Origin of the sequence: Marinicella meishanensis, assembly GCF_019931145.1 — a bacterium.
In the GTDB taxonomy this organism is placed as follows: Bacteria; Pseudomonadota; Gammaproteobacteria; order Xanthomonadales; family Marinicellaceae; genus Marinicella; species Marinicella meishanensis.
On the sequence record NZ_JAIOUV010000002.1, the window covers coordinates 193,926 to 216,054 of the forward strand.

Annotated in this window: 19 protein-coding genes, 1 tRNA gene and 1 riboswitch; of the genes, 12 read left to right on the forward strand and 8 right to left on the reverse strand. The window is 54.6% G+C overall.

Annotated elements, in window-relative coordinates; genetic code table 11:
• Positions 1-15 precede the first annotated feature (15 nt).
• The 4 genes from K7G70_RS03370 to K7G70_RS03385 all read left to right on the forward strand — a co-directional run bounded on the left by K7G70_RS03370 (position 16) and on the right by K7G70_RS03385 (position 5,800).
• Positions 16-1,506: an FAD binding domain-containing protein gene (locus K7G70_RS03370; protein WP_223787189.1), complete on the forward strand. Its 1,491-nt coding sequence runs from the start codon at positions 16-18 to the stop codon at positions 1,504-1,506.
• Complete coding sequence (xdhB, locus tag K7G70_RS03375; RefSeq protein WP_223787190.1) at positions 1,496-3,826, forward strand: xanthine dehydrogenase molybdopterin binding subunit; 2,331 nt, start codon at positions 1,496-1,498, stop codon at positions 3,824-3,826. Before K7G70_RS03370 ends, xdhB begins: the two co-directional genes overlap by 11 nt.
• The gene (gene xdhC, locus K7G70_RS03380; protein ID WP_223787191.1) at positions 3,823-4,617 is read left to right on the forward strand and encodes a xanthine dehydrogenase accessory protein XdhC; all 795 of its coding nucleotides are present in this window, start codon (positions 3,823-3,825) and stop codon (positions 4,615-4,617) included. The genes xdhB and xdhC overlap by 4 nt, the downstream gene beginning before the upstream one ends.
• 64 nt (positions 4,618-4,681) lie before the next feature.
• The gene (locus tag K7G70_RS03385; protein WP_223787192.1) at positions 4,682-5,800 is read left to right on the forward strand and encodes an acyltransferase family protein; all 1,119 of its coding nucleotides are present in this window, start codon (positions 4,682-4,684) and stop codon (positions 5,798-5,800) included.
• Here the strand turns inward: K7G70_RS03385 and K7G70_RS03390 are convergent.
• From K7G70_RS03390 to K7G70_RS03400, 3 genes are all read right to left on the reverse strand, one after another.
• The gene (locus tag K7G70_RS03390) at positions 5,797-7,590 is read right to left on the reverse strand and encodes a hypothetical protein (protein WP_223787193.1); all 1,794 of its coding nucleotides are present in this window, start codon (positions 7,588-7,590) and stop codon (positions 5,797-5,799) included. The two genes, K7G70_RS03385 and K7G70_RS03390, sit on opposite strands and share 4 nt — an antisense overlap.
• Positions 7,591-7,617: 27 nt before the next feature.
• Positions 7,618-9,285, reverse strand: coding sequence for a bicarbonate transporter BicA (gene bicA, locus K7G70_RS03395; RefSeq protein WP_223787194.1), 1,668 nt, complete (start codon positions 9,283-9,285; stop codon positions 7,618-7,620).
• 133 nt (positions 9,286-9,418) lie between these two features.
• Complete coding sequence (locus K7G70_RS03400) at positions 9,419-9,979, reverse strand: hypothetical protein (protein ID WP_223787195.1); 561 nt, start codon at positions 9,977-9,979, stop codon at positions 9,419-9,421.
• A gap of 81 nt (positions 9,980-10,060) precedes the next feature.
• Positions 10,061-10,161: riboswitch (TPP riboswitch) on the forward strand.
• A 47-nt stretch (positions 10,162-10,208) separates the two neighbouring features.
• Between K7G70_RS03400 and K7G70_RS03405 the strand changes: the two genes are divergently transcribed.
• The 5 genes from K7G70_RS03405 (at position 10,209) to K7G70_RS03425 (ending at position 14,083) form a co-directional block, all read left to right on the forward strand.
• The gene (locus K7G70_RS03405; protein ID WP_223787196.1) at positions 10,209-12,311 is read left to right on the forward strand and encodes a TonB-dependent receptor; all 2,103 of its coding nucleotides are present in this window, start codon (positions 10,209-10,211) and stop codon (positions 12,309-12,311) included.
• 10 nt (positions 12,312-12,321) lie between these two features.
• Positions 12,322-12,576 carry a YkoF family thiamine/hydroxymethylpyrimidine-binding protein gene (locus K7G70_RS03410; protein WP_223787197.1) on the forward strand — a complete coding sequence of 85 codons (255 nt, stop codon included), beginning with the start codon at positions 12,322-12,324 and terminating at the stop codon, positions 12,574-12,576.
• Positions 12,569-13,177, forward strand: coding sequence for a nicotinamide riboside transporter PnuC (gene pnuC / locus K7G70_RS03415; protein WP_223787198.1), 609 nt, complete (start codon positions 12,569-12,571; stop codon positions 13,175-13,177). Before K7G70_RS03410 ends, pnuC begins: the two co-directional genes overlap by 8 nt.
• The gene (locus K7G70_RS03420; RefSeq protein ID WP_223787199.1) at positions 13,152-13,901 is read left to right on the forward strand and encodes a choline/ethanolamine kinase family protein; all 750 of its coding nucleotides are present in this window, start codon (positions 13,152-13,154) and stop codon (positions 13,899-13,901) included. Before pnuC ends, K7G70_RS03420 begins: the two co-directional genes overlap by 26 nt.
• Positions 13,902-13,996: 95 nt before the next feature.
• Positions 13,997-14,083: transfer RNA gene (locus K7G70_RS03425), tRNA-Leu, on the forward strand.
• A gap of 153 nt (positions 14,084-14,236) precedes the next feature.
• Here K7G70_RS03425 and K7G70_RS03430 read toward each other — a convergent pair.
• Positions 14,237-14,443, reverse strand: a complete 207-nt coding sequence (locus tag K7G70_RS03430; RefSeq protein WP_223787200.1) for a hypothetical protein — start codon at positions 14,441-14,443, stop codon at positions 14,237-14,239.
• Positions 14,444-14,602: 159 nt separating this feature from the next.
• Here K7G70_RS03430 and K7G70_RS03435 point away from each other — a divergent pair, with 159 nt between their 5' ends.
• Positions 14,603-15,526 carry a peptidoglycan DD-metalloendopeptidase family protein gene (locus K7G70_RS03435; protein ID WP_223787201.1) on the forward strand — a complete coding sequence of 308 codons (924 nt, stop codon included), beginning with the start codon at positions 14,603-14,605 and terminating at the stop codon, positions 15,524-15,526.
• A gap of 9 nt (positions 15,527-15,535) precedes the next feature.
• Here K7G70_RS03435 and K7G70_RS03440 read toward each other — a convergent pair whose 3' ends face one another.
• Both K7G70_RS03440 and K7G70_RS03445 read right to left on the reverse strand, forming a co-directional pair.
• A complete protein-coding gene (locus K7G70_RS03440) occupies positions 15,536-16,480 on the reverse strand; it encodes a hypothetical protein (protein WP_223787202.1) in 945 nt (314 codons plus the stop codon).
• Between the two features lie 331 nt (positions 16,481-16,811).
• Complete coding sequence (locus tag K7G70_RS03445; RefSeq protein ID WP_223787203.1) at positions 16,812-17,270, reverse strand: Lrp/AsnC family transcriptional regulator; 459 nt, start codon at positions 17,268-17,270, stop codon at positions 16,812-16,814.
• Positions 17,271-17,404: 134 nt separating this feature from the next.
• Here K7G70_RS03445 and K7G70_RS03450 point away from each other — a divergent pair, with 134 nt between their 5' ends.
• Positions 17,405-19,516, forward strand: coding sequence for an alpha-ketoacid dehydrogenase subunit alpha/beta (locus K7G70_RS03450; RefSeq protein ID WP_223787204.1), 2,112 nt, complete (start codon positions 17,405-17,407; stop codon positions 19,514-19,516).
• Positions 19,513-20,757: a dihydrolipoamide acetyltransferase family protein gene (locus tag K7G70_RS03455; protein WP_223787205.1), complete on the forward strand. Its 1,245-nt coding sequence runs from the start codon at positions 19,513-19,515 to the stop codon at positions 20,755-20,757. The genes K7G70_RS03450 and K7G70_RS03455 overlap by 4 nt, the downstream gene beginning before the upstream one ends.
• A gap of 137 nt (positions 20,758-20,894) precedes the next feature.
• On the opposite strand, the gene K7G70_RS03460 is transcribed toward K7G70_RS03455, so the two are convergent.
• Both K7G70_RS03460 and K7G70_RS03465 read right to left on the reverse strand, forming a co-directional pair.
• Positions 20,895-21,494 carry a tetratricopeptide repeat protein gene (locus tag K7G70_RS03460; RefSeq protein ID WP_223787206.1) on the reverse strand — a complete coding sequence of 200 codons (600 nt, stop codon included), beginning with the start codon at positions 21,492-21,494 and terminating at the stop codon, positions 20,895-20,897.
• Between the two features lie 136 nt (positions 21,495-21,630).
• Positions 21,631-22,062, reverse strand: coding sequence for a hypothetical protein (locus K7G70_RS03465; RefSeq protein WP_223787207.1), 432 nt, complete (start codon positions 22,060-22,062; stop codon positions 21,631-21,633).
• Positions 22,063-22,129: the final 67 nt, after the last annotated feature.

Here is a 22,129-nt window from a genome sequence, read left to right on the forward strand (position 1 = left end):
TGGGGCTGGCATGACATGACCGCATCGCGTGATCACATCCTGATCTACCTCAACGGCCAACGCCGTGAGTTGCGGGGGGCCGAGGTGTTCATGACCTTGTCCGATTACCTGCGGTATGAACGCCACCTGACTGGCACCAAAGTGGTCTGTGCCGAAGGCGATTGTGGCGCTTGCAGTGTGCTGGTCGGGGCCGTCAAACCCGAGACCAAAGCCGATGCCGTTGAGTACCGGGTGATCAATGCATGCATTCAGTTCATGCACGGCTTGGACTGCTGCCACATCATCACCATTGAGGGCCTGCCCAGCGAGGGTGACTTACACCCGGTGCAAAGCGCCATGATCAAAGCCCAGGCCACCCAATGCGGTTTTTGTACCCCGGGCTTTGTGATGGCCGCCGCTGGCATGATTGAACACCGCGGGCCGGGCTGTCAGATCAGCACCCAACAAGCGAAAAATTACCTCACCGGCAACCTCTGTCGCTGCACCGGTTACCTGTCAATCATTCAGGCCATGGGCCAAACCGACACCCAGGCTTGCCTGTCGATCAAAGACCATTACCACCCGGCCAGCGTGCATCAAGACCTGTTGCAACACACCACCCAAGCGGTGCACCTCGAGCAGGCGCCGCACCGCTTTGTCAGCCCCACCACGGCGACCGCTGCCGCAGCCGCCTTAAGCGACGGCGGACAGGTGTTCGCCGCCGCCACCGATTTGGGGGTGCAACACAACAAAGGCCATTGGTCTGAACAACGGGCCATCAGTTTGAATTTGATCCCGGCCATGCACCGCATCGACATCAATGACCAACACACCCGGGTTGGCGCGCGGGTGACCTTGCATGCCCTGGAAGAGGCCTTGGCTGAAGTCCAGCCGGAGTGGGCCCAGTTCATGCACATTTTTGCCTCACCACAGATCAAGAACAATGCCACCTTGGTGGGCAACGTGGCCAACGGCTCACCCATCGGCGACAACCTGCCTTGGTTGTTGGCCCTGGATGCGACGCTGACCCTCCAAGGTCCAACCCAATCCCGTCAGGTCAAACTCAATGACTATTACCAGGGCTACAAGCAGTTCAATCGCCAAGAAGACGAATTGATCACCCACATCGACATCCCCCACCGTCCCGCTGAGGGCTTTTTGCGCTTGTATAAAGTGTCACAACGCCGTGATTTGGACATCAGTTGTGTCTCCACCGCCATGCTGCTGACCTTGGATGCCGAACAGCGGGTCGAACACGCCGCCATCGCCCTGGGCGGGGTGGCCGCCACCGCCTTGCGGTTGCCAGAATTTGAACAACTGTTGATCGGCCGCTCGGTCACCGAACTGACCAGCGACGACAGCCAACAAGCATTGGGCCAACAATTGGCCGCCCAGGTCAAACCTTTGTCGGATGTGCGGGGCAGTGCCGCATTTCGCTCTCAGTTGGTCAGTAACTTGTGGCGCAAATTCATGTTGGAACTGGGTGATGCCAGGGCCCCAACCCCGGAGGCGAAGCATGGCGTTTAAAGACCCACCGCATGATTCGGCCCTTGGCCACGTCACCGGCACCTCTGAATTCATTGATGACCGCCCCCGTCAAGCCGGCGAACTGCAGGTGCTGGTGGTTTACTCAACCGTGGCCCATGGCCACATCACCCAAATTGATGTGGCTGCAGCCAGCCAAGTAGACGGCGTACACGGCATTTACAGCCACCGCGATCTGGCGCACAACCGCTGGGGCTCCATCGTGCAAGACCAGCCATTGTTGGCCGCTGACGAGGTCAATTACGTCGGTGAACCGATCCTGGTGATTGCCGCAGAGTCGATGCCAGCGGCCAAAGCGGCCCAAGCCTTGATTGTCATGGAGATCAAACCGGCACCGGCGGTGCTGGACATCCACGCCGCCAAGCAACAGCAACACCTGATGGGTCAAACTTACCGCCTCAACAAAGGCCAGGTCGATGCCCAGTGGCCACTGGCCCCACACCAACTGCAAGGTGAATTCATCAACGGTGGCCAGGAACAGTTTTACCTGGAGTCACAAGCAGCCATCGTTTATCCAGAGGAAAATGGCTGCTTACACGTGCATGTGTCGGCCCAACACCCCACCGAAGTGCAACATGTGGTGGCCCACGCCTTGGGTTTGCAACAACACCAGGTGGTGGCCACCGTGAAACGCATGGGCGGTGGTTTCGGCGGCAAAGAATCACAATCGGCTCACTATGCCACCCTGGCCGCCTTGGTGACCCAACAGACCGGCCGTCCGGCCCGCTTGGTGTTGAACAAAGACGATGACATGATCGCCACCGGCAAACGCCACCCCTTTGCCAGTGACTACCGGGTGGCCTTCGATGAGGCCGGACGCATCCAGGCCCTGCAAGTCGATTTTTTCACCGATGGCGGCGCCTATCTGGACCTGACCCCGGCCATTTTGCAGCGGGCCATGTTCCACGTCGACAACGCCTATGACCTGCCACATGCCCTGATCACTGGCACCATCGGCCGCACCCACACCCACCCGCACACCGCCTTTCGGGGCTTTGGTGGCCCGCAAGGGGCGGCGGTGATTGAGCACATCATGGAAGAAATCGCCGCCCATTTGCAGCTGGATGCCTTGGATGTGCGGCTGGCCAATTGTTACCGCGGCGAACACAGCACCACCCCCTATGGCCAAACCGTGGCCCACAATGTGTTGCCTGAATTGTTTGATCAATTGGTGGCATCGTCGGCATACCGCCAACGCCGCACCGAGTTACAGCAGTTTAACCAGACCTCCCGACACCTCGTCAAAGGCCTGGCCTTGACCGCCGTGAAGTTTGGCATCTCCTTCACCACGCGGTTTTTGAATCAAGGCAACGCCCTGGTCAATGTGCACCTGGATGGCACCGTGCAAGTGTCCACCGGCGCTACCGAAATGGGCCAAGGGGTGAACAGCAAAATCCGCCAAATCGTCAGCGAGGCGCTGGGGATTGATCCCCATGATGTGAGGATGATGCCAACCTCCACCGAAAAGAACGCCAACACCTCAGCCACGGCCGCCTCCAGTGGCAGTGACATCAACGGTTCGGCGGCGCACATCGCCTGCCAGAAGATCACCAGACGTCTGGCCAACATCGCGCTGCAACTGTGGCATGGCTTCGTGCCCAGTCCCAGCCAAGAGTTGAGCATCCAACCGGGCATCGACACCTCAGCAGTTGAATTCAGGGACGGCTTATTGATCAACCCGCTGGAACCCGACCAAACCATGCCCTTCAAAGAAGTGGTCAAGGTGGCGTATTTGAATCGCATCAGCCTCAGCGATTATGGCCATTACCGCACCCCGGACATTCATTTTGACCCTGCCACCGGGCAAGGTCGGCCGTTCTTATATTTCACCAATGGGGTGGCGGCTTCGGAAGTCAGCCTCGACCTGTTCACCGGGGAGGTCAAGGTGTTGCGCAGCGACATTTTGATGGATTTGGGTCGCTTAATCTGTGACGGCATTGACCATGGCCAAACCGCCGGCGGCTTTGTCCAGGGCATGGGCTGGGTCACCAGCGAACAGCTGTATTATGACGCCAACGGTCAACTGTTGTCGCATTCACCGACCACCTATAAAATTCCCAGCATCCATGACATGCCGCGTGAATTCAACATTGATTTCATCGAAAACCACCGCAACGAAATGAACATCCGCGGCAGCAAAGCGGTGGGTGAGCCGCCCCTGCTGTTGGGCTTGAGTGTGTGGTGCGCGATCAAAGACGCCTTGCGCGAAGCTGGCTGGTCCGACACCTCCAAACTGGCCATTCCAGCCACCCACGAAGCCATCCTCTCCCTGCTGTCTGGGGGCTTGACCGACCAGCCATGAGCCGCCATCTGCTGCACCACCGCCATGTGCAATCGCTGATAGAACAACGCATCGACTTCGTCTCGGTGGTGGTGATCAACATGCAAGGCAGCGCGCCACAGGAACCGGGGGCCAAAATGCTGGTCACCGCGGACTGCCAGGACAGCCCCCTGGAAGGCACCATCGGCGGCGGTAAATTGGAACGCTTTGCCATTCAACACGCCCAGCGCATGTTGCAAGATGGCGGCAACAAATGCACCGACACCCTGACCTTGAATTTACAGCAGGACATCGGCATGTCCTGCGGCGGTGTGGTGCAGTTGTTTTTTGAATGCGTGGTCCACGACCACTGGCACATCGTGGTGTTTGGTGCCGGGCATGTGGCCCAAGCCTTGATTCCCTTGTTGTTGACCCTGCCGTGTCGGGTGCACTGCATCGATGCCCGCCGCGACTGGTTGGACCGCCTGCCTGACTCCCCGGCTTTGGTCAAAATCAACCAACGCGTCACCGCCGAGTTGGTGGCCGAGCTGCCGCCAGAAGCCTACCTCATCGCCGTCACCCAAGGCCATTGTGAAGATGCCGAAATCCTGGCCCAGGCCATGCACCACCACTGCCCACCCTACATCGGCGTGATTGGCAGTGACTCCAAAGCCGCCATCTTGAAAAAAGACCTGCGCCAACGCGGCATTCGACCCGAATGGATTGAGCGGATTCATTGTCCCATCGGTTTGCCCCTGGGCGATGACGTGCCGGCGGAAATCGCCATCAGCATCACCGCCCAATTGTTGGCCGTCAGGGACACCACCCCATGACGGCTGTCTATCAATCCACCGCCATTGGTAGTAAACTGCCCCTTTCGAGCAGAACTTGAGCCCCGTGCAGCAGTACATCAACATCCAATTTTTGCGTGCCATGGCGGCCACTTTGGTGGCGGTGTTTCACCTGATCCCGCACTTCAACCGACAACAATGGCAATGGCCTGAATTGTTTGCTTGGTTCTCCGAGTTTGCTTATGCCGGGGTCGATGTGTTCTTTGTGATCAGTGGCTATGTGATCTGGATCTCGACCCAAAGCAAAGCCCAGCCACCGACCACCGGGCACTTCATTTACAACCGGGCGACCCGCATTTATTTCGGCTACTGGCCTTATTTCTTGTTGATCCTGGGCCTGGTCTTCTGGTTGGCGCCAGCGCGGCTGGACAGTGTGGATTTGACCGGCTCCTTCTTCTTGACCCAAATTGGCATCCACAAATTGTTGCTGCCGATAGCCTGGACGTTGACTTATGAGCTGTATTTCTACCTGTGGTTTGCGGCTTTGTTGCTGCTGCCCAGGGCTTGGTTGAAACCGACCATTGGGCTGTTGATGGGCATGTTGGTCTTGATTCAGGGCTACCACATTTGGGCTCATGACATCTATGCCATCGACAATTTTCCCTACATCCCTTTTTACCTGACCTTCATGACTTCGCCCTTTTGTCTGGAGTTCCTCAGTGGCTGTTTGATTGGCATGTATTTTCAACAGCGCCGCATCCCCTGGGTCAAAACCGGTTTGTTGCTGGCCCTGGTTTGGTTTGTCTTGGGTCTGTGGTATCAAAAAACCCACATCATGCCCACCGGCTCCTTGACCCAAGGTTATTTTTTACCGCAACGGGTGTTGGTGTTTGGGGTGGTGTCGGTGTTGCTGGTGGCCTGCATGGTGGAGCTGGAACACCGCGGCACCCAACTGACCCCACGCCTGTCAAAATGGCTGGGCGGGGCTTCTTACAGCATTTACTTGGCCCACATTCCGTTGATATTCATGGCCAAAGAACTGGGCTTCATTGGCTGGCTGACCGGCACCCTGCCCTGGCAAGAACTGGCCTTTGTGGTGATGCTGTCGTTGATCCTGCTGTACAGCGTGCTGCACTACCGGATCATCGAACAACCGTTGATGAAACTGGCCAAAGCCGGCTGGCAAAAATGGGCCCGCAGGGGCCAACAACAAACCCCGGCTTAAGGCCGATCCAGCACCGTCACATCCATGTTCGGCACGCCGCGACCGCGCAGGGTGACCACCAGCTCAAAAGGGTTGGCAGCCTCGGACTCACAGCCATAGACCCGGGTATTGGCATTGAAGGCCAGTGGCGCAACAGCAATTTGATCTTGCTGCACCACCACCTCCGGCATCGGTGCCAAAAAATGAAAGGCGTGGTGCACCACCAACAGCTGCTGACAAGTCAGGGACACCGCCAGGCTGTGTTCACTGCTCTGGTCAAGCCAGTCATTGCGCGGCAGATAGGTCTGAAAATCGGTGCCGATGGCAATCGGTTCGGGTGGGTACAGCGGCTGGCTGGGTTGGTATTGAATGCCACCGATGCGGGTGCCGGCTGTCAAGCCCAAAGTTGTGGCCATGGCCACCGGTAAGAAGGTCAGGTGCCGACTGCCTTGGGTACCGGCCAAGCGCGGTTTTTGTGCGGGACAATGCAACCGTTCACCGCCTTGGTAATCGAACACCAAATTATTCAACAAAGCCCCGTGAATCACCGGCTGATCAGCCGCACAATTCAACCGGGCGATGGCATCGCGATCCCCCGCTGAAATCATGTACACCGGCGTGGCGCTGCGGTTGTCCTGCGAGAACCCATACATGCGGGCGAAGTCAAAATGGGTGCTGCCCTGGTGCTGGTGGTGCACCAACAACAAGGCCAACAACAGCCAATGCAACACGCTGAAACCCATGATAAAGCACACCGTTGGCTTGAAGCGGGCCTGGCTCAACACCGAGGCCAACAACACCACCAACACCGTGGACGCGGCCCAGATCATGTAGAAGGTGACTTGCTCGCGGATCACAAAGACAAAGGCCACCATCACCAACCAAGTCAGCAGCAGGTGTTTTTGTCGTTGCCACACCACCGTGCCGTGCCGCAGCACCATGTAACCCAGCAGCAAGATGGCCAACACCAACAACCACCGCAGTGCATCAAACACCCAAACATCAGCGGTCGGATTGACTTTGGTGAGGTAGCCAAATTCACCCCAGAATATCTCTTGGAACACCAACGGCACTTTTTGCAGCAACTGCCACACCTCTAAGCCGCTGAGGTAGGCCATGAAGGTGCTGGGGGTGTAGGTCACTTCACCGGATTGGGACAAAAACAAGATCGGTGTCACCACCAGCAAAGCCGCCAGGGCAAAGCCCAGCAGCCGTTGCAGGTACGGCCCCCAGGACAAATTGTGTTGATGCAAGGACCAAAACACCAACACGCCCATCGGCAAGATGGTCGGATGGGCATGAAAACACAGACCGAAGAAGGCCCCGGCCAAGGTCATTTTCCATCGCGTCATTTGTTCGGCCAAATGCGTAAAGACGAGCAACAACGCCAACGCCGCAGCCGGCGCCATCACGGTGTGGGTGGGGACCAACCACTGGTGCTGCACCCAACCCAGCCAAAACAACAAACAGCAAGCGATCAAGCCAGCCCGGGGGTTGCCCTGGCGGTTGAAGTAATGGTAAGCCAAAGGAAATTTCAGACCGGCCAACACCGCAATCCACAACAGGCCTGCCAGCCAACCCAGGCCAAAAATCAACGGTAAGGCAACCGCATAAAACCAATAAGGGGCCAAATAAAACAAGCCACCGATGATCGGACCGCGGCCAATGAATTGACCTTGGGCGATGGCATTGGCATGCACCAGGTCGCGGGCGATGTCCAAATGGGTGGTCGACCAAAACCAAGGCAGCACTGACAAAGCCCACAGGGCCAGCACCACCCAACGGTGTTGTGGCGTGGAGGTGTTATACATGGTTTTGAGGCGCCTGCACGTTGGCCATCACGCCGAATCGTTGGCGCTTGACGGTGACAGGTGTTGCAAGGCCATTTGCAGCGCCCCTTGTCGATCCTGGTGCACATGCGCCAACGGCATCATTTCAAACACGCCCAATTTTTCCAGGGTTTCAAACGCCTGCTTACCCGGCTTCACCATGTACACCTGACGCTCCAGTTCAACCGCTTCCTTGATCACGTTCTCAATCGCCAAAGACACCGTGGTGTCCATGTGCGGCACATCGCTGAGGTCCAGCAACACACAGGGGTATTTGCTGATCGCCCGGTGTTCGCGGGCAATGGCCTTGGACACACCAAAAATCATCGGTCCACTCAAGTACATCAACAACACCTGGTCCTTGGCCGCTTTGAGCAGGGCCTTTTCCTCGGCGTTCAGCGAAATGCGGTCATCTGAGTCGGTGATGGATTTGACGTTCTGCGACTGCAAGCGACTGAGTTGTTCGATGGTGATGATGTTGGCAATGAACACGCCAATGCCGACCGCCACAATCAAGTCGACAAAAATGGTCAACAACATCACCCCGTACATGATGCCGGCGGCCTGCCAGTTGACCCGGTGCGCGCGTTTCACAAAACTCCAATCCAGGATGTTGACCCCGACTTTCATGGCAATCCCCGCCAACACCGCCAACGGAATGCTTTCGGTCAGTTTCGCCGCGCCCATGATCACCACCAACAACACCAGCGCCCGAAACACCCCGGACAAAGCCGAGCGGGCCCCGGTCTGGATGTTGACCACCGTGCCCATGGTGGCCCCAGCGCCCGGCAAACCACCGAACAAGCCAGACACCAGATTGCCCACGCCTTGACCGACCAACTCCTTGTCGGACTTGTGTTCCTGGCGGGTCAAACTGTCAGAGATCACCGCGGTCAATAAGGCATCGATGCAACCCAAGGTGCCCAAGACGATGCCATCGAGGATCATGGAAGTGATTTGCTCGGCGGTGAAGGTGGGCACCACCAGTTCCGGCAAGCCCAAGGGGATCACGCCGATGCGGCGGATGTCCACATCGGCAAAAAACCACAATGAAATCACGGTGCCAATGATCAATGCCAACAACGGCGGTGGCATGAAATGGGCCCAACGTTTGGGCACCAAAAACAACACCACCAGGGTGATCACCCCCAGGATGGTTTCAGCCGGCTGGATGTTGGCCCACAAATCCGGCAAGGCAAACAAAGTGGCACTGACCCCACCAGGCGGTGTGGCTTGGCCCAAAAACGGAGCCAGTTGTAGCAGGATCAAAATCACCCCGATGCCTGACATGAACCCCGACACCACGCTGTAAGGCATCAGAGTGATGTATTTGCCCAGTTTCAAAGCCCCCAGGGTGATCTGAAACAGGCCCGCAATCATCACCACGGTGAAGGCCATGGCCAACCCTTGATCGGGGTTGTTGGCAATCAAAGAGGTCAACACCGCGGTCATCACCACGGTCATCGGCCCAGTGGGTTCTGAAATCAACGTCGGCGTACCGCCAAACAAAGCCGCAAACAAACCGACAAACACCGCCCCATACAAGCCAGCCACCGGCCCAGCCCCCGAGGCCACACCGAAAGCCAGGGCCAAAGGCAATGACACAATGGCCGCGGTCAAACCGCCAAACAGGTCCCCTTTGAGGTTGTCGAAGCGAATGTCGTTGAAAATTTGCATGAATGATCAGATGGTGAGTGCACTGTGCATTCTACAAATTAATGCCATCCATGACCAGTTTAAGTTGAATGCCAAAAGGGAGAAGTGCTCGTTGTGTCAAATCAAAAGGGGGTTGTATATTGAAATAACAGAATCATAATTCAATGACTGCTTTTGAACCAAACATCATGCCCCTGACCGTTCGCTCTTGAAAGCATAGATTGAATTCGATCACGTGTTCTTTGACTTCTGATGCGCGATGAAATCTTGCCATGTTGCAAAAATAATTTTGAAAAAGATCAAAACGTAATTTGATTTGGGCCATCCACGGCAGTTCATGCCAAGAGTTGTAGCGACTGACGTGATACAAAACTTGCGCTTCCACTGGAGTTAAGAATTTGGATCCTTTACTGTGATATTTGATGCAGCGTTTGCCTTCCAACGGATGTTCATATAAATCCCACCAAAACAAGGTCCTGGAGTAGACAGTTGATGCCCCATACCTGAATACCAACCCCTGATCAATGTTTGAACAGTCATGATGGAAGTTGTTGGGTAGATTTCTTAAATAAGGGGAAAATGTCTCGACTAATTGTGCCAAATCAATTGACTTTTGATGCATGTTTTCTGGGAACTTTACTTGCGTTCTCAAAACTGCCAAAGCATCTGTCTCTGCATATAAGATTAAGGTTAATATCCATATCAATTTCTTCATGTTGCTTAGAATTTTGGTCCAACGAAAAGTTCAAAATCACCACGCTGTGGTTCCACATACCACCCATATTTGCTACAATGCCCGCCATCCAAGGGGTGGCCAAGCGGGCCTGAGATGTCTTTGACAAACCCTTAGAACCTGATCCGGTTAATGCCGGCGTAGGAATGGAAACTCAATTCGACACGCCCCAACCGGGTCTCTGATTAAACCTTTTGATAAGAGATCCTTGATGAAAACACCACTGAAATCCACCGCCCTGCTGCTGAGTCTGGCTGGCATCGCCACCACCGCCTGGGGCCAAAGCACATATCCTGACGAACCCACTCAATTGGATGATTTGACCGTCACCGCTGACTGGCGCGCCGACACCACCGTGCGTGAGGTGGCCACTTCGGTCACGGTGCTGGACGATGCCACCCTGCAACAAGCCGGCACCCAGCACTTCCAGGACGTGATGGGCCTGGTTCCCAACCTCAACTGGGCCGGCTCCACCAGCCGCCCGCGATATTTTCAAATTCGCGGCATCGGTGAACGCTCGCAATACGAAGGGGCACCCAACCCATCGGTGGGTTTCATCATCGATGACATCGATTTCACCGGCATTGGCGGTGCTGCCACCTTGTTTGATTTGGCCCAAATCGAGGTGTTGCGCGGTCCCCAAGGCACCCGCTATGGCGCCAATGCCCTGGCGGGATTGATTTATGTGCGCAGCCAGGACCCCAGTTTCGCCGAAGCCTATCAGCTGGAAACCACGGTGGGTGATCACGGCACTTGGGGGGCTGGCTTCAGTGCCACTGGCGCGGTGGGGGATTCCGAACGGGCCGCCTATCGCTTCGCCTTGCACCAATACAACAGCGACGGCTTTCGCCGCAATGATTTTTACAACCGCGATGACACCGACCGGTTGGACGAATTCATGCTGCGCGGCAAGCTGCACATCACCGCCACCGCCAACTGGCAGTCAGACCTGACCCTGCTGCTGGTCGACATCAACAACGGTTTCGACAAATGGAACCCAGAGAACACCTTCACCACCCACGCCGATGACCTGGGCATTGACGACCAACGCTCGGTCGGTTTCAGCTGGCGCAACACGGTGACCACCGACCGCGGCTTTGACGTCATCGGCATCAGCAGTTACACCGATGCCGACATCCAGTATTTCTTCGATGGTGATTGGGGCAACGACGCCTACTGGGGCGAGTTTGCACCCTATGATTTCACTTCCAACAACGACCGCGAACGCCGCCATTGGACCCAAGAATTCCGCTTGGTTTCCCAACCCGGTGCCGAAATTTTCAACGGTTCCACCGCTTGGTTGACCGGTTTGTACTGGGCCCGTTGGTCTGAGGACAATGTGATTGATGACTTTTTCAATGGCGAGGTGTACCGCGATTTCGACAGCCAATTCGAAGCCGATACTGTGGCCCTATTTGCCCAACTCGATACCCAGTTGACCGCGCAAACGGTGTTGACCACTGGTTTGCGCTATGAAACCCGCGAAGCCGATTACCAAGACAATGGCGGCCTGGACCTGGCGCCCAATGAAGACATGGTTGGCGGCCAAATTTCCATCAACCACCAACTCAATGACCGACAAAATTTGTATGCCACGGTGTCTCGCGGTTACAAAGCCGGCGGCTTCAACTTGAGTCCGTCACTGCCAGCCAGCCGCCGGGCCTACGATCCTGAATACTTGTTGAATGTGGAAGTGGGGATGAAGGCCTTGCTGCTGGAGCACCGCTTGAGCCTCAACCTCAGCGCTTTTTATTCCAAACGCCAAGACATGCAAGTCAGCACCTCGGTGCAAGAGGACCCCACCGACCCCCTGACCTTCGTGTTCTTCACCGGCAATGCCGCCGCAGGCAAAAACCAAGGCCTGGAAGTCGACTGGCATCACCAAATCAACCGCAACTGGGCCTGGCATGGCTCGCTGGGTTTGCTCGATGCCTCATTTTCTGATTACGTCACGGTGGACGATGATTTCACAGGCCGTGCCCAGGCCCATGCCCCGGATTACACCTTTAACCTGGGCCTCAGCTATGCCGGTGACAGCGGTTGGTTTGCCCGGGCTGACCTCAATGGCGCCGATGGTTTTTACTTCTCTGACTCGCACGACCAACGCGCCGACAGCCGCGAAATCCTGAACCTCAAAGTGGGCTACCAGGCCAACACCTGGTCAGTCTTCGCCTGGGGCCGCAACGTGCTGGATGAAACTTATGCCGTGCGTGGCTTCTTCTTCGGTTTGGAACCACCCGATTATGCTGATAAACTGTATCAACACCTGGGCGACCCGCGGCATTTTGGGGTGACCGCCCGTTTTGAATTTTGAGGAGTCATGCATGCAAGTTTCCATTGAAATATCGATGTACCCTTTGGCCACCGATTTCATCCCGCCCATCAAAGCCTTCATTGAGCGCTTACAAGCCTACGAAGAATTGCAAGTCATCGGCAACACCATGAGCACTCAGGTGTTTGGTGACTATTCCCGGGTGTTCGACATCCTGCATGACGAAATGCAACGGGCCCACCGCGACACCCCCAAAGCGGCCTTCATGTTGAAAGTATTGAACGGAGATTTGTCACCCGATGCATGAAATCTGGAGCCAAATCCTGACCGCCTGGCAGGCCCAATCCAACTTCGAAGCGGTGGCCGTGCTGGCGGCCATCATGTATTTGGTACTGGCCATCAAGGAAAACATCTGGTGCTGGCTGTTTGCCTTCATCAGCACCGCCATTTACATATACCTGTTCCACCGCGTGTCGCTGCTGTCTGAATCTTTGTTGAATGTATATTATTTGCTGATGGCGGTTTACGGCTGGTACCAATGGCGTCAAGGCCAACAACAGCAACCCCGCGAAATCGTGCGTTGGCCACTGCGCAAACACCTGGCCCTGATCGCCGGCACCGCCATGGCCGTGCCCATCCTCGGTTATACCACCAGTCAATGGGGGGCGGCCATGCCTTATCTGGATGCCTTCACCACCTGCTTTGCGGTGTTGGCCACGGTTATGGTGGCCCACAAGGTGTTGGAAAACTGGCACTATTGGTTGGTGATCAATGTGTTGTCGGTGTACTTGTTTGCCAGCAAAGATTTGTATTTGACCGCGGCTTTGTTTGCTTTGTACGTGATCCTCACCATCATCGGCTACGTCAATTGGAACCGCCATTATGTCAACCAGCGATCAGTGGCATAAACGCATTCAACAGATCCCGGCCATCCAACGGGCCGGCCTGCGTCAGTGGCAACCGATCCAATCCGGCTCCAGCAACCACATCTTCAAAGTCACCACCGATGCCGGGGTGTGGCTGTTGCGGATCAACCGCGCCGCCTTGGGCATCGATCGCCAGCAAGAAAAGAAAATCCTGCAACAAGTGGCCGACATGGGCATCGGCCCTACGGTGATTGACAATGACCCGGCGGCCGGATATTTGATCACCGAATACATCGATCAACCCGCTTGGACCCAAGCCGATCTGCAATCGCCCAAGCACCTCAACCCACTCAAAACCCAACTGCAACAGGTGCACCAAGTGCCTTATGAATATCTGCCCAGCCGCCTGGATCACCGCCTGCGGCTGTATTTAAAACACCTGAAAAACACCCCAGAACAAACCGCTCTGGTGTTGTTGGATACCATTGAGAAATTGGACTTTTTGGGTTTTTGGCGGGCCAACAACACGCTGTATCACTCCGATCTGAACCCCGGGAATTTATTGGGCCACCACCCCAACACCACCATCATTGACTGGGAATTCGCCGGCCAAGGCCATCCTTTGTTGGACTGGTTGATTCTGGAACACGAAGCACAGCTTGATTTGTCGGCACACTACCCGGCAGACATCCTGTCGGTCTGGCTGGAACCGGCACGCCGCATGATCGCGGCGATGATGGCTTTGTGGCCGCATGAAAGCCCCTGAGGCGGTATGGCACAAACTGTGCTTTTAAGGCTTTTTTTCTGCCAAACAATCAAGTAGAATACCCGCCTCTGACGATTGTTTCATGCAATCATTGGGCCCAGGTGGTGAAATTGGTAGACACGCCAGCTTCAGGTGCTGGTGGGGGCAACCCCGTGGAGGTTCAAGTCCTCTCCTGGGCACCATTTACTTTTCTGTTATTTCCTTGGTTTGAGCAATCGCTTGCATACGGGTGTTGGCGCGCCTTACCGTGATACAGGCACAAAAGCCGGTCATGACTGGCTCCCCCTCCAGCCATGACCGACTCTTATGGATGAGCGGTGCGGCTCAGCGTGTGCTCAGGCGTTTTTGGCCAGTTGTCGCAGGCGATTGATTTCGCCCACAATCAGATTGATGTCGTCCTTGCGATTCTTTTGGAATGACAGTTTGACCATTTCACGTTGCAGCAGTTTGATGCGTTCGGTCAATTCGGTGTTGGGGTTGAGGTGCAGCTTTTTGCTGCGGATGCTGTTGATGGACTGCTTGGCAATGGAATCATCTAACATGGTATGGGTGCCTCATATTTTTATTGAATCATCAATCAGTGAAGCCCAGCTTCACCGCCATAACGCACACATTAAGTACATAATATGACAAACATTTGAAGCAGACAAGGAAAAAATTCCAACCTTGCCAAAAGCGGCTGATTTTGCTAAATTTTTGTGATGCAGCTAACACTTTTACCCCGCATCACCTTGATTTTTGGCTTGTTTTTTGGTCTCAATACCGAGGCCAAAAAGTATTATAAACACGTCGATGAAGATGGCATCATCCATTATTCTGACCAACCACCCGCCGCCGATGTGGCGTACGAAAGTTGGCAAGTCAGGCCAGAGGACACCCAATACGAAGTCAAAATCATCAACCGCGGTCCGGAAAAAGCCCCGGCCTACTACGGCGTGAATCCTTACCACGGTCCGGTGGCCGTGCGCATGGAATTCACCCTGCAAGAAAACGCGGTGGCCGATCCACCCCTGCCGGCCACCTTTGTGATACCCGGTAACAGCGATGAGTTGTTGACCACCGTCACCGGCCAGGATCAATACCAAGCCTGGTCATTTCAATTCAGCTACACTTCGGTGATGGGTGACCCCAATGCCAAGCACCAAGACGGTCATGTCTACCAACGCCCCTTTCAGGCCGATCAACAGCACTTCATCAGCCAGGCCTTTTTTGGTGAGTTCACCCACCAAGGCGAACAAAACCGCCATGCCATCGACATCGTGATGCCCGAGGGCACGCCGGTGTTGGCCGCGCGGGGTGGTGTGGTGATGGACATTGCCGATGACTTCTATGACGGCGGCACCGATGCCAGCCAAATACAACGCGGCAACTACATCCGCATTTTGCATGACGACGGTTCCATGGGGGTCTACGCCCACCTGCAACTGGAGTCGGTGCGGGTGGCGCCCGGACAACGCATTGACACCGGGCATCAAATCGCCTTGTCAGGCAACACCGGTTTCACCAGTGGCCCGCACCTGCATTTCGCGGTGCAGGTCAATGACAACCTGCGCTTGGTCTCAGTGCCCTTCCTGTTACAGCACCGCAACGGTGAGGTCAAGTTTCCGACCGTTGGACCTCTGTGAAGCGAGGATTCAGTCAAAGCCGTTACGGAAAATCAAATCACTGGGTTCACAGCTCACCAGCACATTGGTGATGTCCTGATTATTGGCTGTGCCCTGGCCCTGACTCACCATGCATGGCTGGGTTGGGTCACCGGTTTGGGTCAGCACGGACACCTCGTAATCATCACCCACATTAAGTGCTTCGCTGAAGACAAAAGCACCATCTGAATTGACCAGCAAATCATCTCCCCCATTGTTTTGTAACACCAGGGCATTGCCCAGCTCCAGGCCAGATACCATACCTCCCACCATGGGCGTGGCCTGAAATGCCATGGCATGGTAGGCGTTGATTGTGGTGCCGGTGTTACTGAAGACCTCGGTGACTGGATTGAACGAGTATAAGGTACCAAAAAAAGCCATCCAACCCAAGGTCGGTGTGAGGATAATCATGGCTTGGGTTTCACCAGGAGAGCCCACTGGCGAACCAAGGGTTTCTACAAAAGTACCTGGATCAATGAATGATGTGCCGTTGTTATTTTGGTAGTAAATTTCACCGGTGTGGGGGTTGAAGGCCATGCCACCACCATAGGTTTGTATGGCGTGGTCAAAAATAAGAGTCTGGAATGCTGTCGCAGTGTCAATGAAGACAAATGAATAGTTAGTGGACTGGGTCCCGGTGGTTCCATACAGGTTGCCATCAGATGCAAAAGCGATGTCAATGATGTTACCGCAGTTGCCTATGTCGGTGATGGCAGCAGTGGTTTGATCCATGATGCCCAGGCGCCGGCCACTGGCCCCACCAGGATTGGGCTGATACACCACGTACATCTCCTGCGTGATCGGATGTAATGACATACCAAAGATACCTTTTATGTCTCCAAAGTCTGAAGTGGCGGTCATCGAATCAACCACTGTGAAAGTCAAATTACTGGCATCAACCACATCGACATTGGTCGAATTATTTTCACCAGTCATGATCAAACGGTCTGCAGCCATTGCGGTGTTAATAGGGCCGAATGAAACCCAAACAATGACAGCCAATAAAGCGGAGAATACAGTGTTGTATTTTTTCATGCAAAAACCCTTAAACAGATTGAACCTTCACCCATCTCCAACAGCAAAACGCTGCCTTGGGACCAGATCTTAACTTGTAGCAGATGCATGTTTTAAGTCAAGGGTGACCAGACACAGGTGTATTTCAAAAGTGCAACTTCCTCGAAGTCAGTTTCGCATATACAACCACTTTTCCCATGCATAAAATATACCACAATACCTCAACAATACACAATTCAGCGAACTGGTCGGCTTATTCGTGAATGGGCAGTTGAGAAGTGCGTTTTTTCTGCTGCATTGAAAAACTGGTGTTGATTGAACGAATAGATGGCAGGCGCAGGATTTTTTCGTAAATCAGTTGGTTATAAGAATTCATGTCTTGGGTGACGATTTTTAACAGGTAATCGTATTCACCACTGGTGGCATGACATTCGAGGATTTCTGGCCATTGCTGAATGCCTTGATCGAACTGTTCAACCGTTTCTGGATGGTGGTTGTCCAAGGAGATCTGGGCAAAGGCCGTCAGGTTCAGGCCCAGTTTTTGCTGATCCACAATCGCTGTGTAACCGGTGATCAAACCGCTCTTTTCCAAGGCATCCACCCGTCGCCAGCAAGGGGCCTGAGACAAGGAAACCTGCTCGGCCAGTTGTTTGTTGGTGATGCGCCCATCCAACTGCAAGGCCTGTAAAATCTTTCTGTCATAATTGTCCATATTGAACAATTTAAATGCTTGTTAGCTGTATTTCAAGAAATATCTTTTCTTCTCAGGCTGGTTTAATGAAAATATCGAAAACACATTCCCCGCCTTTTCGAAGATAATGGTTGTCCCCCAATTCTGAGATCCGCATGCAATTATTCAAAAAGGCAGACGCCAACACCGAGCACGATGACCTCGGCGCTTTGTTCGATTGGCCCTTGGTGGCCAAGTACCTGTTGATCTCCAGGGCCTTGGATGATTTGGAAGAATTTGACTTGGTCAAACAAAAGAAAGTTCTGTATCAGTTTTCTGCCCGCGGTCATGACTTGGCCCAAATCATGCTGGGACAAATCCTCAACCGCAAAAAAGACGCGGTTTCTGGTTATTACCGTTCACGGCCCTTGCTGTTGTCGCTGGGCATTCCGGTGGAACAATTTCTCCAAGCGACCATGATGAAGCAAGGGGGCTTCTCCAATGGCCGCGACATCGGTGTGGTGTTCAACGAACCCAAGCACGATGGCGCTTGTGTGTTGCCCATGTCTGGCGGTGTCGGCGCTCAATACACTCCGGTGGCCGGTTGGGCCCAGGCCATTGAATACCACAGCCAAACCCTGAAAAACGCCGCCTGGGACGACGCCATGGGCTTGGTGTTGGGCGGTGACGGTTCGGTGGCCACCAACGGCTTTTGGTCGGCTTTGACGCTGGCCACCACCTTGGAACTGCCGATGTTGTTTTACATTGAAGACAATGGCTACGGCATTTCGGTACCATCCCACTTTCAAACGCCGGGAGGCAACATTGTTAAGAACCTGGCCTCTTTCAAAGGCATCAAACTGCTGTCCGGGGACGGCACCCAGCCGCAAGAAGCCGCGGCCTTGATGGCCGAAGCCCATGAACACATCCGCCAACAGCGCAAGCCGGTGTTGTTGCGCCTGACGGTGCCGCGCTTGAACGGCCATTCGGCCCAAGACACGCAAAGTTACAAGTCCGATGAACGCATCGCCTTTGAACAACAGCATGACCCATTGCCCAAGCTGAAAAAATTCCTGTTCAGTGAGGGATTGATGGATCAGGCCAGCTGGCAAGCCTTGGAACAAGAGGCCCAAGACATCACCCAAACCGCCTACCAGGCCGTCGACCAACAAGACTTTGCCGACCCCGCCGGGGTCGAGCGCCATGCCTTTGCTGAGACCGATGCCGATGGCCAGCCCATTTTGCAACAACAAGGCGGCATTCATTTGGATCACCCTGAATTCCCCCCCTCATCCACCACGGTGGCCGCAGAACCCGGGCGCATCAACATGGTGACCGCCATCCGCAAAACCTTGGATTATGAATTGACCCACAACAAAAAAATGCTGGTCTTTGGCGAAGACGTCGGGGCCAAAGGCGGGGTCCATGCGGTGACTTTGGGCTTGCAAGAGAAACACGGCGAAGCCCAGGTGTTTGACACCAGCTTGTCCGAAGAAGGCATCATCGGTCGGTCCATTGGTTTGTCGTTGGCCGGTTTGTTGCCGGTGCCCGAAATTCAATTCCGCAAATACGCCGACCCGGCCGAAGAACAACTGAATGAAACCGGCTCCATGCGCTGGCGCACCAACAACCGCTTTGCCGCCCCGATGGTGGTGCGCATGGCCGGTGGTTATTTTGGTTGCGGCGATCCCTGGCATTCCCAATGCGCCGAGGTCAAATGGGTGCACGCCATTGGCTGGCAAGTGGCCATGCCTTCCAATGCCGAAGACGCCGTGGGGCTGCTGCGATATGCTTTGCGCAACAACAACCCCAGCATCTTTTTTGAACACCGCAAGATGTTGGACCACATTTGGGCCCGCCGCCCTTATCCCGGCGACCAATACATCATCCCCTTTGGTCAAGCCAACAAAATCCTCAGTGGTGAGCGCCTGACGGTGGTCAGCTGGGGCGGCATGGTGCACATGTGTCAAACCGCCATCGAAAACACCGGCATCGATGCCGAGCTGATTGACTTGCGCACCTTGCGCCCCTGGGATAAGGACATGGTGCTGGAGTCGGTCAAACGCACCGGCCGTTGTTTGATCGTGCATGAAGACAACCTGTCGGCTGGCTTTGGCGCCGAAATTGCCGCGGTGTTGGCCAAAGAAGCGTTCTTTTATCTGGACGCGCCAATTGAACGACTGGCCACCGCCGACATCGGCAACCCCCACGATCCGCGCTTGATGGAACACGCCCTGCCCAACCCCGAAAGCATCGCAGAGCGCATGCTGGAGCTGGATCAAGTATGAGTGAGCAAAAAAAACAGTTGGTCGAAATCAAACTGAGCCCGGACCAAACCGAAGGCACCAAAGCCACCGTCGCCCAGTGGTTGAAACGCACCGGTGATGCGGTGACCCAAGACGAACCAATCATTGAGTTGGAAACCGACAAAGTGATGATGGAAGTGGTGGCACCAGTCAGCGGCATCCTGCAAGAAAAATGGGTGCTGGAGGGCGAACCGGCCGAAGAAAATAAAATACTGGGAACTATCCTGGAAACCGGTGTGTCAAAGCCTGCAAATGAACGAGAAAAACAGGCAGAAGAAACTCCAAATTTAGGCACCAACCCTTTACCTCGTAAAAACCCGACTGCTGGGTTACCCGATCCTCCTTCTACCTTCATAAGCCCAGCAGTTCGGCGTTTACGCCAAATCCACCAACTCGACCTCAGCCAAATCGCTGGCACCGGCCGCAACAACCGCATCACCAGCCGTGATGTCAAAGCCCATTTGGCGGCTGGAGACGTGGCTTTGTCCCCCTCGCCAAGCCAAGCTGACGTGGTGCCACAGACCGATCCAGGCAGTGAGTTGATCCCCCACACCCCGATGCGTCAAAGCATCGCTGAGCACATGCAACACAGTGTGCAAACCGCACCCCACGTGACTTCGGTGTTTGAGCTGGACATGACCGCCATCATCAAGCACCGCCAACAGCACAAACAAGCCATGGCCGATGCCGGGGTCAAACTGACCTTCACCGCTTATTTTGTCGCCGCTGCGGTGCAGGCCATTCGACACCAACCGCAAGTCAACAGCCAGTTTCATGAGCACGGTTTGGAAGTATTCCGCCACGTCAATCTGGGCTTTGGCACCGCGTTGGGCGATGACGGCTTGATCGTGCCGGTGATTCAACAGTGTCAAAACCTCAATTTACAACAGATTGCGGCGCAATTGACCGAACTGACCGCCAAGGCCCGCGACAACCGCCTCAGCCCCAAAGACGTGCAAGGCGGCACTTTCACCATTTCCAACCACGGCGTGTCCGGCTCATTGGTGGCCACCCCCATCATCATCAACCAACCACAAACCGCGATTCTGGGTTTGGGCAAGATGGAAAAACGGGTGGTGGTGGAAACCCACAACGGCCAGGACATGATGGTCATCAAGCCGATGTGTTACGTGTCTCTGACCATTGATCACCGGGCCTTGGATGCCCACCAGTGCAATGACTTTTTGACGCACTTCAAGCAGGTGATTGAAACCTGGTCCTGACGGCCTTTGACTGACCCATAAAAAACCGCCAGCCGGCGGTTTTTTTTCGTTCAGAGTTCGAGGATCGGTTCCAGTTGGATCAGGTGCTGACGCCGCTCAGCGGCAATCGCATCGCGCCGCAAGGCCCCATAACGCAATTAATTTTTGAAGGCTTCATCGCGCAAAAAGGCGTTGTCATTGCGGTGCTGCAACAAACCCAACAGGTAATACAAATCGGCCACAATGTCATTCGGTGGTTTGACCAATTGGCTGCGCTCGGCCAATTGATACTGCAAGGCTTTGATGGTCTTGTCCAAATCTTGGGTCGCCGGATCAATGACCGAATGGGTCTGTAACCAATTGGCATTGGCGGCCACTTGGTCCTTGGCGTGGAGGATTTCGTAGTGCAGCCATTCGGTGCCGTCGTGGGCCTCAGGGTTGAGTTCGATGCCGCGCCTGATCCAGTGCAGCGCTTCGGCGAGCTGCCCATTCAACTCATACGCGGCGCCGAGGTTGGTGGCGGTTTCATAGCGGCCTGGGCGTTCTTGTTCAATGGCTTGTAACAACTTGATGGCCTTGACTGACTCTCCCTGAAAAATCCAATCCACCGCTTGGTTGATTTGCATGATGAATTTTTCCTCCACAGCCCTGATGTCAGCCCGCAAGCCAGACAAATCTCGCAAGGGAATTCTGTTGGCGCAAGCCATCACAGCTCCATGGGTGAACAAGCATAAAAACATCAATGTCAGTGATTTCATAAGCATAACTCCTTGTTGCAGAGCCTCCATCCTACCAGACCCACACCGCGATGGGCAATCTTCGGTAGTTGTTAAAACTGGGGCCACAAAAAAACCCGCACTGTGGCGGGTTTTTGTGCTGATTTCTGGATCAGGATCAAATGGTTTTGCCCAAAAAGACCAAGGCCAGGATCAAAGCCACCATGCCCAAAACCTCTCTTTTGGGTTCCAAAAAACCCCAGGCTTTGTTCAAAAAGCCGGTGATGGCTTCGTTGGATTTGGTCCATTCTTGTAATTGCGGTTTGGCAAACACCAGACCCAGGCCCAACATCACCAACACACCCAGCACCGAAATGATCCAACTCAACAGCGCGTGTTGCAGCATGATGCCGATGTAACGCAGCACCACAAAGATCAACCAATACAAGGCCAGAAAAATACCCACCAGACCGATCCAGCCCTCAGACTGTTTCAAGGTGTCGGTCAAACCTTTGCTGGCTGGAATCAACTCGCCAATTTTTTGTGCGGCGGCGATCAGACCCAAAACGATCAATGTGATCAGAAAAATCCATGGCATGATTGAAGACATGACGTACCCTCTAATGAAAAGAAAGTAATGATTTTAGCAAACCCATTTGTAATTTGCATGAACTGTC